General features: G+C 69.8%; 12 protein-coding genes. 10 read left to right on the top strand and 2 right to left on the bottom strand.

Features of this window, described 5'->3' with window-relative positions:
- Positions 1 to 46: 46 nt before the first annotated feature.
- The 3 genes from ACWEOE_RS32355 (at position 47) to sulP (ending at position 3,387) form a co-directional block, all read left to right on the top strand.
- Positions 47 to 307: a DUF1918 domain-containing protein gene (locus tag ACWEOE_RS32355; protein ID WP_452015891.1), complete on the top strand. Its 261-nt coding sequence runs from the start codon at positions 47 to 49 to the stop codon at positions 305 to 307.
- Complete coding sequence (locus ACWEOE_RS32350; RefSeq protein WP_452015889.1) at positions 294 to 1,187, top strand: universal stress protein; 894 nt, start codon at positions 294 to 296, stop codon at positions 1,185 to 1,187. Before ACWEOE_RS32355 ends, ACWEOE_RS32350 begins: the two co-directional genes overlap by 14 nt.
- Positions 1,188 to 1,707: 520 nt before the next feature.
- Positions 1,708 to 3,387 (top strand): sulfate permease, encoded by a 1,680-nt coding sequence (gene sulP / locus ACWEOE_RS32345; RefSeq protein ID WP_452015887.1) that lies wholly within the window; start codon positions 1,708 to 1,710, stop codon positions 3,385 to 3,387.
- A 65-nt stretch (positions 3,388 to 3,452) separates the two neighbouring features.
- On the opposite strand, the gene ACWEOE_RS32340 is transcribed toward sulP, so the two are convergent.
- Both ACWEOE_RS32340 and ACWEOE_RS32335 read right to left on the bottom strand, forming a co-directional pair.
- The gene (locus ACWEOE_RS32340) at positions 3,453 to 6,830 is read right to left on the bottom strand and encodes a glycosyl hydrolase (protein WP_452015885.1); all 3,378 of its coding nucleotides are present in this window, start codon (positions 6,828 to 6,830) and stop codon (positions 3,453 to 3,455) included.
- 207 nt (positions 6,831 to 7,037) lie between these two features.
- Positions 7,038 to 7,889 carry a patatin-like phospholipase family protein gene (locus tag ACWEOE_RS32335; RefSeq protein WP_452015883.1) on the bottom strand — a complete coding sequence of 284 codons (852 nt, stop codon included), beginning with the start codon at positions 7,887 to 7,889 and terminating at the stop codon, positions 7,038 to 7,040.
- An 86-nt stretch (positions 7,890 to 7,975) separates the two neighbouring features.
- On the opposite strand from ACWEOE_RS32335, the gene ACWEOE_RS32330 reads away from it, so the two are divergent.
- From ACWEOE_RS32330 to ACWEOE_RS32300, 7 genes are all read left to right on the top strand, one after another.
- Positions 7,976 to 8,359 carry an AraC family ligand binding domain-containing protein gene (locus ACWEOE_RS32330; protein ID WP_452015881.1) on the top strand — a complete coding sequence of 128 codons (384 nt, stop codon included), beginning with the start codon at positions 7,976 to 7,978 and terminating at the stop codon, positions 8,357 to 8,359.
- A complete protein-coding gene (locus ACWEOE_RS32325) occupies positions 8,250 to 8,834 on the top strand; it encodes a helix-turn-helix transcriptional regulator (RefSeq protein WP_452015879.1) in 585 nt (194 codons plus the stop codon). Before ACWEOE_RS32330 ends, ACWEOE_RS32325 begins: the two co-directional genes overlap by 110 nt.
- Before the next feature lie 44 nt (positions 8,835 to 8,878).
- Positions 8,879 to 9,466, top strand: a complete 588-nt coding sequence (locus ACWEOE_RS32320; protein WP_452015877.1) for a TetR/AcrR family transcriptional regulator — start codon at positions 8,879 to 8,881, stop codon at positions 9,464 to 9,466.
- 70 nt (positions 9,467 to 9,536) lie between these two features.
- Positions 9,537 to 10,946, top strand: coding sequence for an amidase (locus ACWEOE_RS32315; protein WP_452015875.1), 1,410 nt, complete (start codon positions 9,537 to 9,539; stop codon positions 10,944 to 10,946).
- A 74-nt stretch (positions 10,947 to 11,020) separates the two neighbouring features.
- Positions 11,021 to 11,359: a DUF1330 domain-containing protein gene (locus ACWEOE_RS32310; RefSeq protein ID WP_452015873.1), complete on the top strand. Its 339-nt coding sequence runs from the start codon at positions 11,021 to 11,023 to the stop codon at positions 11,357 to 11,359.
- 151 nt (positions 11,360 to 11,510) lie between these two features.
- Positions 11,511 to 11,957 (top strand): hypothetical protein, encoded by a 447-nt coding sequence (locus ACWEOE_RS32305; RefSeq protein ID WP_452015871.1) that lies wholly within the window; start codon positions 11,511 to 11,513, stop codon positions 11,955 to 11,957.
- Positions 11,958 to 12,008: 51 nt separating this feature from the next.
- Positions 12,009 to 12,602: a hypothetical protein gene (locus ACWEOE_RS32300; protein WP_452015869.1), complete on the top strand. Its 594-nt coding sequence runs from the start codon at positions 12,009 to 12,011 to the stop codon at positions 12,600 to 12,602.
- Positions 12,603 to 12,626 lie beyond the last annotated feature (24 nt).

Genomic DNA, 12,626 nt, shown 5'->3' with positions numbered 1-12,626 from the left:
CCGTCCAGGGCGGTGACGGCTCCGGCACCGAGTCCGAGGAGGAGTGATGCGCGCACGACCCGGCGACTGGTTCGTCGTGACAGGTGCCCGGATCGACCTGCCCGAACAGGGGGGAAGGACCGCCGAAGGCGGCGCCGGGACGTTCACGGTGCGCCGGCTCGCCGACGACTACGTCTCGACCGTGTTCGCCGGAACCGACGCCATCGTGCTGACCGAGAACACCGTGCGCGAATGTGACCGCACGTGGTTCGAGCGCTTGCGTGCCCCATGGCGCGCCGGTGGGGGTGTCGGCGGTGTCCGGACTTGACGACCGCGGGGTGCTCGCCGGCGTGGACGGTTCGGTGTCGGCGGTGCACGCCGCGGTGTGGGCGGGCGCGGTGGCGGCGCGCCGCGGCAGCGTGTTGAGGCTCGTGCAGGCGTACGTCGTTCCGTCACCGGGGATCTCCGGCATGGCGGTGACTGCTGTGCGCGAAGGCTTCCGGTCGCGGGCCGAATCGGGTGTCGCCGAGGCGGCGGCCACGGTGCTCGCCCGGTGGCCCTCGTTGCCGATCGAGCGGGTCGTCGCTGAGGGCTCGGCGGTGGGCATACTGCTCCGGCGCAGCGCCGACGCCGAGCTGCTCGTGCTGGGCTCCCGGGGGCTCGGCGGGTTCACCGGGCTGCTGCTCGGCTCGACCGCGGTGTCGGTCTCCGCACACGCTCCCTGCCCGGTCGTCGTGGTGCGCGGTCGCGAGCCCGACGACCCGCCGCCCGCCGCGGGGCCGGTCATCGTCGGGCTCGACGGTTCGCCGGACAGCGCCGACGCGTTCGGCTTCGCCTGTGAAGAGGCCCTCGCTCGTGGCACCACACTCGTGGCGGTCCACCCGGGGAACGAGATCAGGCCGGACGGTTCGATGCGCGAAGGGGGCGCCCGCGCGCAGGACGTCGCCGCCGCCGAGCGCCGGCTCGTCGAGGAGCAGCTCGCGCCGTGGCGCGAGAAGTTCCGCGACCTGCGCGTCGACGTGGTGGTCGTGCGCGGCCGGCCGGTGCGCGCGCTGCTCGAGCGCAGCGCGGACGCCCAGCTCGTGGTGGTCGGCAGCCGTGGGCGCGGAGGGTTCAGCGGATTGCTGCTCGGTTCCACCAGCCGGGCTCTTCTGGTGCACTCCGCATGCCCGGTCGCGGTCGTCCGGCCGGGGAGCCGGTCCACGTGAACCGCCGCGGCCGCGTCGCGCTGCGGATCTCGCCACTTGCGAGCCAGCGCTGAGCTTCGGTCCGCCCGTTGTCTGCTTTCCTTGCGACGTCGACAGTCCACTGTGGAGTATCGTTGACCACCCGGACCCAACAGGTGTGGACAGTCCCGATTTCGTCACCGCCCGACGAATCCGGTCATGGTCACCACCCGCGCCCGCGAGCACCGGCTCTTCGGCTGCCGGATCGAGCGGGCGAGGCTGTGGTTTCCCGAGCGGGCGGTCGTTACCGCGTTGCGCGGGCCCGCACGACGACCGCGACTGGCCGATGATCCGCGCCTGGGCACGCGCGATCGCGGGAAAGCCGGCCGTGGCTCCGGCGGGGACCGGAGCCCGATGAGGATGCCCACCGTACCGATGGCCCTGGCGAGGTGATCGACGCGCGCTCGTCGCCGCCAGCCGCGGGCGCGGTGGCCGGAAGTCCCGGTGGTCCGGTGACTTCCGGCCGCTTCGCCGCGGCGGGGCGGCGAGCATCCTCGATGGGATGAAGGTCTCCGCCGTCCTGCCGGGACTCGCGAGGCTGGGCGGCTACCGGAGGGCGTGGCTGCGTGGCGACGTCCTCGCCGGTGTGACGGTGGCGGCCTACCTGATACCGCAGGTGATGGCCTACGCCGAGGTGGCCGGCCTGCCTCCCGTTGCCGGGCTGTGGGCCGCGGTGGGACCGCTGGGCGTCTACGCGTTCCTCGGCTCGTCCAGCCGGCTGTCGGTCGGGCCGGAGTCGACGACCGCGCTCATGACGGCGGCCGTGCTGGCTCCGATCGCCGTGGGTGACCCCGGGCATTACGCGGCGCTGGCGGCGGTGCTCGCGGTATTGGTCGGTGTCCTGTGTCTCGTGGCCGCACTGGCCCGGCTGGGCGTGCTGGCCGAGCTGCTGTCGAAGCCGGTGCTGACCGGATATCTGGCGGGAATCGCGGCGCTCATGGTCGTGGATCAGCTCGGCAACGTGACCGGAGTGCCCGTGGAGGGCGAGGGGTTCGGCGCCGAGCTCGTGTCGTTCTTCTCCCAGCTGGAGCTGGTGCAGTGGCCGACCGTGGTCCTGTCGGCCGCGGTCCTGCTCGTCCTGCTGCTCCTCAGGTGGTTCGCACCCCGGGTGCCCGGGCCGCTCCTGGCGGTCGCCGGCGCGACGGTGTTCGTGGCGACGGTGCAGCCGCCCGGCATCGAAGTGGTCGGTGAGCTGACCGCCGGGTTGCCCCCTGCGGTGACGGGGTTCTCGTTGACCGAGGTCGGGCAGCTGGTGCTGCCCGCTGTCGGTATCGCCATCGTCGCCTTCTCGGACAACGTGCTCACCGCGCGGGCGTTCGCGGAAGGCCGGGACGAGGAGGTCGATCCCGGCCAGGAGCTGCGGGCGCTCGCCGGCATCAACGTGGCCGCCGGGCTGCTGCACGGATTTCCCGTGAGCAGCAGCGGAAGCCGCACGGCGCTCGGGTCGGCGGCGGGCAGCCGCACGCAGGTGTACTCGCTCGTCGCACTGGTGACCGTCATCCTGGTCGTGCTGTTCGCGCGACCTGTCCTGGCCGAGTTCCCGCAGGCGGCGCTCGGCGCGCTGGTCGTTTTCGCGGCGACGTACCTGGTCGACGTCAAGGAGCTGCGCCGATTCGCCCGGTTCCGGCGCAGTGAGCTCCTGCTCGCCTTGCTGACCACGGCCGGGGTGCTCGGACTCGGCGTGATCTACGGGGTGCTGGCCGCGGTCGGACTGTCCATCTTGGATCTCCTGAGGCGGATCGCCCGCCCGCACGACGGGATACTCGGCACCGTGCCGGGCCTGGCCGGCATGCACGACGTCGACGACTACCCGCAGGCCGCGACCGAACCGGGGCTCGTCGTCTACCGCTACGACGCGCCGTTGTGCTTCGCCAACGCCGAGGACTTCCGCCACCGCGCTCTCGCCGCGGCCGGCAGCGACGAATCCGACCCGGTGCGGTGGTTCGTGCTCAACACCGAGGCCAACGTCGAAATCGACGTCACCGCCGCGGACGCCCTCGACCGGCTGCGCTCGGAACTGGCCCGTCGCGGCGTCGTGTTCGCGCTGGCGCGCGTCAAACAGGACCTGCGCGACGACCTGCTCGCGGCCGGGCTGGTCGACCAGGTGGGGGAGGCGTTGATCTTCCCGACCCTGCCCACGGCGGTCGCTGCCTATCGGACCTGGGCGGCCGCGCACCGTTGACCTCGGCGGAATTTCCTGACGCACGGATGGTCCCGCCGCTCACCACGGCGGGACCATCCCGAGAATCAGTGGCCCGGGTGGTCCACGATCGCGGTGGTGAAGGTGTCGAGTGTGACGGTGCCTTGCAGGCCGTAGGCTGCCACGGCGCCGGCGACGGTGGTGGCCGCGGGCAGGTCGGGGTAGCCCAGGGCTCGCATCTGGTTGCGCAGCGAGCTGGCCACTTCGATCCGCACGGTGTTCGTACCGGGTTTCAACGCTGCACTCACGTCGACGCGGCCGGCGACGAAGTCGTAGCCGGTGATCTTGTGGTCGTTGACCCAGACCTGGGCGAGGGCGCCGCCGGTGGAGCCGATGGTGAGGTAGGCGCCGTTGGAGGCGTTCCAGGAGGCGGGCAGGCGGAAGGTGGTGGTGTAGGTGCCGACGCCGGAGACCGTGGCCGGTTGCTGGGCGGTGAAGGCCATGTCCTTCCAGGGGATGAGGCGGGTGGTGCCGACGGCGATGTCGGTCTTGTTCGTGGTGTAGTAGACCTCCTTGGTGGTGTAGCCCTGGCGTGCTTCGGTCAGGGTCTTCTTCTCGCCCGGTGTCCAGCTGGTGAGCACGAGGTTCCACGGCGCGTTGGTCAGGTCGACATCGGCGGGGACGGAGATCTTCTTCGTCACGGTGGAGCCGTCGGCGAGCCGCGCGGTGTAGGTGCCTGAAGTCGTGGCGAGGAGGGCCGCGCCGTCGGCGGTGACGATGGTCTGGGGTGCGGTGGTGTTGCGCAGGGGAGCGGCGGTCTTGTTCTTCAGGTCCAGGGCGATCACCGTGGTCTCGCCAGGGGCGAGGGTCACGTCGAACGAGGTGCGGCCGCCCGTGGTCTGGTATAGGGCGAGGGCCTCGACGGCGCTGGACCAGGTGTTGATGCGGTAGGGCTTGCCCACCGCGGCGACGCTGATGGTCGTGGTCACGGTCTCGGCGTCGATGGGTTCGTTGAAGTAGTCACCCCGCTTCTCCATGAAGTTGTACGCCCACAGGTACAGCGTGTCCTTCGTCCGGCGCATGGTGGTCAGCACGTTCTGGTTCGGCTTGGTGTATTCGGCCCGGGGCCGCACGCCGAGCCGCTGCAGTGCGCCGTACACGCCGGTCTTGCCGTAGTAGTACTTCTGCTCGTAGTCCGGGTCTGCCGGGTCGGGGGTGGTCGCGCTCTGCGGAACGTTGGCGTTGACCTCTCGGACGTTCGGGAGCTTCTTCAGGCGTGCCATCACCTTCGCGAGATCGGCGTCGGTGCCTTCGTTGCCGAGCGTGTGGACCGCCGCCTTGGCGTTGAAGTGGTTGCGGGTTGCGCCCACCGTCTCGGTCAGTCCGTTGACGACGACAACCGGCAAGCCGCGTTGGGCGAGCTGGTAGATCGCTTCGGCGCTCTTGAGCCGGATCGAGTCCTGGTAGATGACCACCGCTTGGTAGCCCACGTTTTCCGGGATCAGGCCGTCGTGCTTGTCGTAGCGCACGCTCCGGCCCTCGAGGATCTCGGGGGCGAAGTAGTCGTAGGTGTAGCCGTTGTCCTGCAGCTCCAGATCCTTGAAGTAGTTCGCCCTGCGGTGCCGCATGAAATCGGGGTGGGGGTGGTCGCTGTTGAAGGCGTAGTCGGTGCGCAGCACGGCCAGGTCCATCTGCGGCTTGCCCTGCTGCAGCACGGCCTGGGTGCGGGCGATCATCGGCAGGTAGTCGGTGTACTGGGTGGACTCCGGCTGGCGCGGTCCCCACCGCTCCGAGTACCGCGAGTACATGCCTTCGTGGCCCGGCCAGTACGTGCCGTCCCACGGCTTCGACGGGTCACTGGAGTCGGCACCGGAAATGCTGGAATAGCCGTGGAACACGGTGTGGCTCACGCCGGAAGCGAACTGGGTGTTGATGATCTGCATGAACCGGTCCTGTCCCCAGGTGTAGTTCTCGCCGCTGATCGCCCCGGTTTCACTGGAGTAGCGCAGCCCGTGGGTGTGGGCCGCGCCCGCCAACGTCCGCTGCGAGTCCAGCTGGTTGCCGAAATCGAGTGACTCGGTTTCCACGTAGTCGACGCCCTGGGCGGGTGTGGTGATCTCGTAGCCCACGTTGTAGGAGATCTCGGCCCGCAGCTTCATGTTCATCTCGTCGTGCAGGAAAGCCCGCAGCGGTTTGAGCACGTTGTCGGTGTACATGTCGGTGATCGTTTCGAAGAAATCGTTGCGGACCTTGGTCACCCTGGCCTGGTCGGCACCCGCGACGAGGAACGACGTCAAGCCGGCCCGGCCGTCCTTCCTCAGGACGTACGGCAGATAGGGCTCGAGGCTGTACCCACGGCGTTTGCGGAACTCGCTCATGAGGGTGGTGCCCCAGAACTCGCCGCCGTTGGAGTTGGTCGTGTCGATTTCCAGGGAGTCCATGTACATCTCGCCGCGGCCGTTGGCGATGATGGCGTTCTTCAGTTCGGTGTCGTTGAACACGTGGTTGCGGTAGTAGGAGATGAAGTCCTGCATGCCGGCGGGGTCGATGTAGTTGATGGTCACGTTCGTCGTGGCCGACGGGGTGGGCGCCTGGCCGGTGGCCTGCATCCAGAACGCGTAGATGTCCCACGTTCCGGTGCCGGCCGGCGGTGTCCAGTTCAGGGCGTAGGCCGCCTTGCCGGTCGGGTCGTTCATCGTGGCCGGGGTGACGGGGGCGCCGTTGAGGGTGACGTTGCCGGTCAGGACGACCGATGTGTCGGTGTAGCTCATGGTGCCGGCGATGCTGCCGTCGGCGGTGACCGTGCCGGTGTTGCCGGGTGCTCGTTGGATGGCGACCACGGCGATCAGGTCCTGCCGTCGGGTGCCGGCCACGGTCATCACCGAGCGCCTGAGGGTGGCGGTGAACGCGGTGCCGCCGGTGGTGGTGTGGATGGCGTAGCCCAGGGCCTTGCCCGCGCCGTCGTCGTCGAAGGTGAGGTTCTCGATGGGCAGGTTCGCGTTCGCCCAGTGCGTGCCGCTGGTCATGGAGAAACCCATGCCGTACTTGTTGGCCTGCTCGATGATGAGCTTCGTGTCGTTCTTCCACTCCTGCGAGCCCCAGCTGTAGATCTGCCGCGGGGTCTTGCCCGTGCTGTTGTTCACGAAGACCGTGCCGGCCAGGTCGCTGTCCACATTGGGCTCGGGCATGCACACGATCTCCACCGAGCCGATGCCCATCTCGTGCAGCAGCTTCATGTCGGCCTTGATCGTCGCGTCGGTGTGCAGCCCCTCGGCCAGCCACCAGCGTGTCCCCGGCCGGTACTTGCCCTCCGGATCATCCAGCAACGCGTGCTGCGCCCGCACGAACCTGTCGGCCACGCTCGACGCCGGTGCCGCCTCGGCCGCGCCGGCCCCGGCCACACCCGAAAGCGCCAACGCCATACCGACACCACCGCTGAACTTCAGAAAATCTCTGCGGTCGAAGCCGGGCTTGCTGTCTTCCATCAGTCCTCCAGGGACAGGCGGGGACGAATTAAAACGTTTCAAGATGAAGGTGTTTTAGTTTCCAACTTCAGTGCGATGGTTGTCAACCGCCAAGGATCCGTTCGGGTGGCGGAATCGGTTCAGGGTGCGCAGGGCGACGGGCATTTTTCGCGGCGATCTTGAAAGGTTTCAGGCAAGGAGGTTCGGCACGTCCGCCGGTGGGCGGAATCAGCTTTCGTTCCACCACTTCGCGAGCTCTTCGCCGGCCTCGCGACCCTGACGGGTGCCCGCTTCCGTTGCCGGGCCGAGGAACCGCGGGTCGATCAGGTCGGTCGGCGTGTCGTAGTACGGCTCGGAGACCACGATGCGCACGTCGAAGCCGCGCTCGCTGAGCAGAGTCGCCTCACGGTCGAGGTCGGCCGTGCTGCGACAAGCCGCGATGAGGGCCTTGCCGCCGCGGGGGAGGGCGCCTGGGACGAGGTCGGCGTTGGTGGCGGAGCGGACGCCGCCGTCGAGCCAGGTGGAGGTGGCCGCGGAGACGGCCGGCGCGATGCCCGGGGCGGCGGTGGAGCAGGCGATGCCGACGGCCACCGGGAGGGCGTCGGAGGCCGACCACGTGCGGGGCTCGCCCGTGGTGAGGTTCAGGGCGGTCATCAGCAGGTTGCGGGGCCACGGGCCCGCGGGAGACCAGCGTTTCCACAGGTCTTCGGCTGCTTCGGCCGACAGAGGTGGCTCGGCTTCGACGGCGGCCCGGGCGACGGCCAGCAACGAAGCAGCGTCGGGCTTGGTGGTCATGATGTGCGTCAGCTGGTCGCGGTCGCTGCGGCCGCGGGCGGCGCGTTCGGCGTGCCAGGTCGTGCGTTCGCGCATGAGCTCCGGCACGTCGGCGAGGCCGGCCGGGTCCATCGTGAGCCAGGCGCCGACGAGGGAGCCCGCCGACGTGCCCACGATGACGTCGGCGTCGGCGGCCGGGAGGCCGGCGGCGGTGAGTGCGAGAAGCAGGGCGGCTTCCCAGGAGGCGCCGGCGGGTCCGCCGCCCCCGAGGACCAGTGCGCGTGCCGGCGCGGCGCTCGTGTTCATCGGGGCGGCTCCTCGGTGATTTTCGGTCGATCAACCGCGATGTTACGGTCGGGTCCCGCGCACCGCGGGTACATCGGGGACAGGGAATGGTCAAAAACGGTCAGGCGATCGTCGTGTTGCCGTACCGCGCGGATGTCGGGGTGCCGCCCGGGGTGGAGGTGTTCGACTTTCGGCGGTTGGTCGCGCGTGCGGAGGAGCACGGCGTCGACCCGTATGCCGTCCGGCGGCCGCAGTTCCACCAGCTGATCGCGGTGCGGTCGGGGACGGTGCGCTGCTCCGTCGACTTCACGCGGTACGAGCTCGGCCCCGGCGACTGGCTCTGGGTCCGGCCGGGTCAGGTGCACCGGTACGATTTCGCCGTTGCGGCGGGCCAAGGGGCTCGTCGTGGTGTTCGTGCCGGGGTTTCTCGGGGGCGCCACGGTGGAGCTCGCCGGAGTCGACCGGGTCGGGTGCCGGCCGACGGCGGGTGACGCTGAGCGCGGCACGCTCCCGCGAGTGCTGGCGGTGCTGGAAAGCGAGTACGCCCGCATGCGCGAACGACCGTCGGACGCGCAGCTGGAAGTGCTCCGGAACCTGCTGTCGGTCCTCGTGCTGCGGCTCGCCGGCGATGGCGTGCGGGAGAGCGGGGGAGAGACGTTCACGCGGTTCCAGGCCGCCGTCGAGGCCGGGTTCTCGCGCACCCGCCAGGTGGAGGACTACGCCGCCGAGCTGGGGTACAGCGTGCGGACGCTCACCCGCGCGACCCAGGCGGCGGTGGGGTTCGGTGCGAAACGGTTCGTGGACGACCGGGTCCTGCTCGAAGCCAAGCGGCTTCTCGTGCACACCCACCAGCCGGTGGTCTCGGTCGCCCAGCAGCTGGGGTTCCCGGAGGCCACGGTGTTCACGAAGTTCTTCCGGCAGCGCACCGGGCGGACCCCCGGGGAGTTCAGGGCCTGCGGTTTCTGAACGTCTCTAGACGACTGGTCTAATCTGCTGCTACGGTGGCGCCCATGCCCGTCGCCAAGGTCGAAACGCGCCGCACCCTGCTGGACGCCGCCCGGCGGATCGTCCTCGCCAAGGGGTACGCCGCAGTCGGCATCAACGAGGTGCTGGCCGCGGCCGGCGTGCCGAAGGGCTCCTTCTACCACTGGTTCTCCTCGAAGGACGCCTTCGGCGAGGCGATGATGAAGAGCTACTTCGACGACTACTTCGCCACCATGGACCGCATCGTCGCCCACCCGGAGCAGACCGCAGCCGAGCACCTCATGCAGTACTGGCAGTACTTCCACGACACCCAGGCCGCGGACGACTGCCAGGGCGGCTGCCTGGTCGTGAAGCTGGGCGCGGAGATCTCCGACCTGTCGGAGGCGATGCGGGCCACGACGAAGGCGGGCACCGCGGCCATCGTCGACCGGATCGCGCAGATGATCACCGAGGGCATCGCCGACGGGTCGTTGTCCGTCGACGACACCCCGCGCGCGACCGCCGAAAGCCTCTACGACCTGTGGCTCGGCGCCAGCATGATCGCGAAGATCCACGGCAACCCGGACCAGCTCGACCGCGCCATGGCGGTCACCCGCCAGGTCCTGCACGTCTGACGAACCACCGCCAACCCGCGTGGTTGCGGTTTGACCATCACTAGTAGACCGGTCTAGAAAGGAACACGCCATGTCCGCCGAGCTCACCCGGTCCGACGCGACCGCACTCGCCGAGCTGATCCGCACCCGGAAGGCCTCGTCCGTCGAGGTGGTCCAAGCGCACCTCGACCGCATCGAGGCGACCAACCCGAAGGTCAACGCCATCGTCGCGCTCGCCGAGGGGGCCCTAAAAGCCGCGAAAGCGGCGGACGAGGAGCTCTCGTCCGGCGTGGCGGTGGGGCCGCTGCACGGCGTGCCGTTCACCGCCAAGGACTCGTTCGACACCGCCGGGGTGCTCACCCAGCGCGGTTCGCCGATCTTCGCCGGCCGGATCCCGGCCGCGGACGCGACCGCCGTTGCCCGCCTGAAAGACGCCGGCGGGATTCTGCTGGCGAAGACCAATCTCCCGGAGTTCTCGTACGCCGTCGATTCGGACAACCTCCTGACGGGCGAGACGAACAACCCCTGGAACTTCGACCACACCGCCGGCGGTTCGAGCGGCGGCGAGTCCGGGGCGATCGCGGCGGGCATGTCGCCGCTCGGCCTCGGCACCGACATCGCGATCTCGGCGCGCGGGCCGGCCGCCAACACCGGCATCGCGGGCCTGAAGCCGACGCACGGCCGCATTCCGATGACGGGTGTCTGGCCGCGGGAGCCGCGCCGCGACTGGCACGTCGGCCCCCTGGCCCGCACGATCCGCGACCTTGCACTGGCCTACTCCGTCCTGTCCGGACCCGACGGCGCCGACGGCTTCTCCTCCACCGTCCCGGCCGCGTTCGACGCCGGGGTGGGTACCGCGCCGGACCGCCCGGTCCGCGTCGGCTGGCTGGTCGACTCCGGCCTCGGCCCGATCGACCCGGAGGTCGCGGCGACCGTGGAGGCGGCCGCGAACGCCTTGCGGAGCACAGGAGTGCACGTCGAACCGGTGACCATCCCGGCGCTGGAGCGCGACACCCCGCTCGAGCTGTTCAACCTCCAGCACGTGATGGAGGTGAAACCGGCCTACGCGGCGGCGACCGCGGGCCACGAAGACCTGATGTACACGGCGTCGAAGTTCATGCGCGACGCACCCGAAACGTCCATCGAGGACTACGTGCGGGCCGAGCAGGGCATCGAACGCCTGCGGGACGGCTTCGCGGAGTATTTCCGGCAGTTCGACGCCCTGCTGCTCCCGGTCACCACGGTTCCCGCGCACCGGCACGGGACGACGGAGCTCCACCTGGACGGGGGGACGCAGAGCATCTTCCACGTGATGTCGGCGACCGTGCCGTTCAACCTCACCGGGCTCCCGGCCCTGTCGATGCGCTTCGGCACGTCCGCCGACGGCCTGCCGATCGGCGTGCAGCTCGCGGCGAGCTGGTATGCCGAGTCGACGATCCTGCACCTCGCGTCGTTGTTGGAGACACTGAGCCCGGTGCACGACCGGCACCCTGTTCTCTGACGACCGGACGGCGGGGAGATCCCGAGGGACTCCCCGCCGTCCGCAACGACGCAACGACAGACCGAGGAGCACACATGCCGCAGGACGGACCCGTCTACGCGCTCAACCTGTTCGACATCGCCGACCGCGAGGAGTACCTGGCCTACTCCCGGCGGTCGCCGCGCGAGGTCGCCGCGCACGGCGGGCGCGTGGTCGCGCTGGGCCGGTTCCAGGAGTCGGTGACCGGGGACATCGCGCCGCGCACGGTGATGATCGTCGTGGAGTGGGAGTCACGCGCGGCGTTCGACAGCTACCGCACCGACCCGGCCCTGGCCGACCTGCACCCGCACCGGGAGAACGGATCGTCGGGCTACGTCTGGCACCTGTTCGACCGCCTGGACGACCTGCGTCCCCTGCTGCGGCCGGGGTCGTGAACCTGGGTCGGGCGCGGCAGTTCGTGCGAACCGCGCCGCTGGGGAGATGTGGGTCCCGCTCCCTGAATCACGCGGCGGCGTGGAGCAGTTCGGGTCCGCCGCGGCCCGCGGTCGCTTTCCGGCGGCGTTGCGTTCACGGGAGAATGCGGGCATGGAGAACGAGGCAAGGCGTGCCGTGGTGGCGGCGCTGATCGGGCTCGCGGGCAGCTCCGACTACCGCGACCGAGCCGATGCGGGCCGAGGTCTCGCCCCCTTTGCCGAGATGGCTGAGGCCCGGGAGCCACTGCTGCGACTCCTGCTCGACGCGGGTGACACGTTTGTCACTCGCGCGACGGCGGAGGCGTTGCTCCGGCGGGAGGACTCGGCCGGGTTCACCGTGGTCGCTGCTGCTCTCGCCGCCGCCGATGCCGGCCAGGGCGAGTGGATCGGCACCGCGGTGCTCGACGTGTTCGGGGTGTTCGCGGGGGCCCGCGATGCCGCCGTGCGGGAGTGTGAGGCATTGCGGCGGGGTGCTGATGATCAGGTGCATCACGGGGCGGGTGAGTTGATGGACATGCTCGCCGTGATCGACCCGGTTCTTCGCCCGGCGGCGCCTTAATCACTTGAGCGCCCTCGTAAGGTCGGCAGTACACCTGCCGAGGGGGCGCCCATGCCGTTCACCGCATCGACCGAGCCGGTTCCCGCCGAGCTGAAGACCGCCGAGTTCACCCTGCGGCCGATCGTCGCGGCCGACGCGGAGCTGGACTACGCCGCCGTGATGGAGACGCGGGAGCCGCTGCGGTTGTGGCGGCAGACGGCGTGGCCCGAGGACGATTTCACGGTCGAGGCGAACCGGGTGGACGTGGTGGACATGGAGCGGCGCCACGCCGAGCACCGGGCGTTCAACTACACCGTGCTCGATCCGGCGGGCACCACGTGCCTGGGCTGCGTCTACGTGTTTCCCACGAGCGCCACGTTTCTCGCGAAGTCCACGGTGCTGCCGGTCGGGGAGAACGTGTGGGCGGACGTGGACGCCGTCGTCTTCTTCTGGGTCCGGCTGGGGCAGCTGGCGCGTGGACTGGACGGACGCCTGCTCGCCGCACTTCGAGCGTGGTTCAAGGAGAGCTGGCGGTTCGAGAACACCGGGTACGCCACGAGTGAGACGTTCACCCAGCAGGTGAATCTACTGGCCGGCAACGGTTTGACGCTGAAGTTCGAGGTGCGCGAACCCGGCAAGCCGCGCAAGCGCCTCGTTTTCGGCTGAGCGCCGCCGCCCCGGCGTGGTTTC

Source organism: Amycolatopsis sp. NPDC004368 (genome assembly GCF_053602515.1).
This window is presented reverse-complemented; position numbering and strand designations above follow the sequence as displayed.

Bases quoted from the DNA above. Each gene is read 5' to 3' on its own strand.
- ACWEOE_RS32355 (WP_452015891.1), top strand. From the start codon at position 47: ATGCGCGCACGACCCGGCGACTGGTTCGTCGTGACAGGTGCCCGGATC.
- sulP (WP_452015887.1), top strand. From the start codon at position 1,708: ATGAAGGTCTCCGCCGTCCTGCCGGGACTCGCGAGGCTGGGCGGCTAC.
- ACWEOE_RS32340 (WP_452015885.1), bottom strand. From the start codon at position 6,830: ATGGAAGACAGCAAGCCCGGCTTCGACCGCAGAGATTTTCTGAAGTTC.
- ACWEOE_RS32335 (WP_452015883.1), bottom strand. From the start codon at position 7,889: ATGAACACGAGCGCCGCGCCGGCACGCGCACTGGTCCTCGGGGGCGGC.
- ACWEOE_RS32330 (WP_452015881.1), top strand. From the start codon at position 7,976: ATGGTCAAAAACGGTCAGGCGATCGTCGTGTTGCCGTACCGCGCGGAT.
- ACWEOE_RS32320 (WP_452015877.1), top strand. From the start codon at position 8,879: ATGCCCGTCGCCAAGGTCGAAACGCGCCGCACCCTGCTGGACGCCGCC.
- ACWEOE_RS32315 (WP_452015875.1), top strand. From the start codon at position 9,537: ATGTCCGCCGAGCTCACCCGGTCCGACGCGACCGCACTCGCCGAGCTG.
- ACWEOE_RS32310 (WP_452015873.1), top strand. From the start codon at position 11,021: ATGCCGCAGGACGGACCCGTCTACGCGCTCAACCTGTTCGACATCGCC.
- ACWEOE_RS32305 (WP_452015871.1), top strand. From the start codon at position 11,511: ATGGAGAACGAGGCAAGGCGTGCCGTGGTGGCGGCGCTGATCGGGCTC.
- ACWEOE_RS32300 (WP_452015869.1), top strand. From the start codon at position 12,009: ATGCCGTTCACCGCATCGACCGAGCCGGTTCCCGCCGAGCTGAAGACC.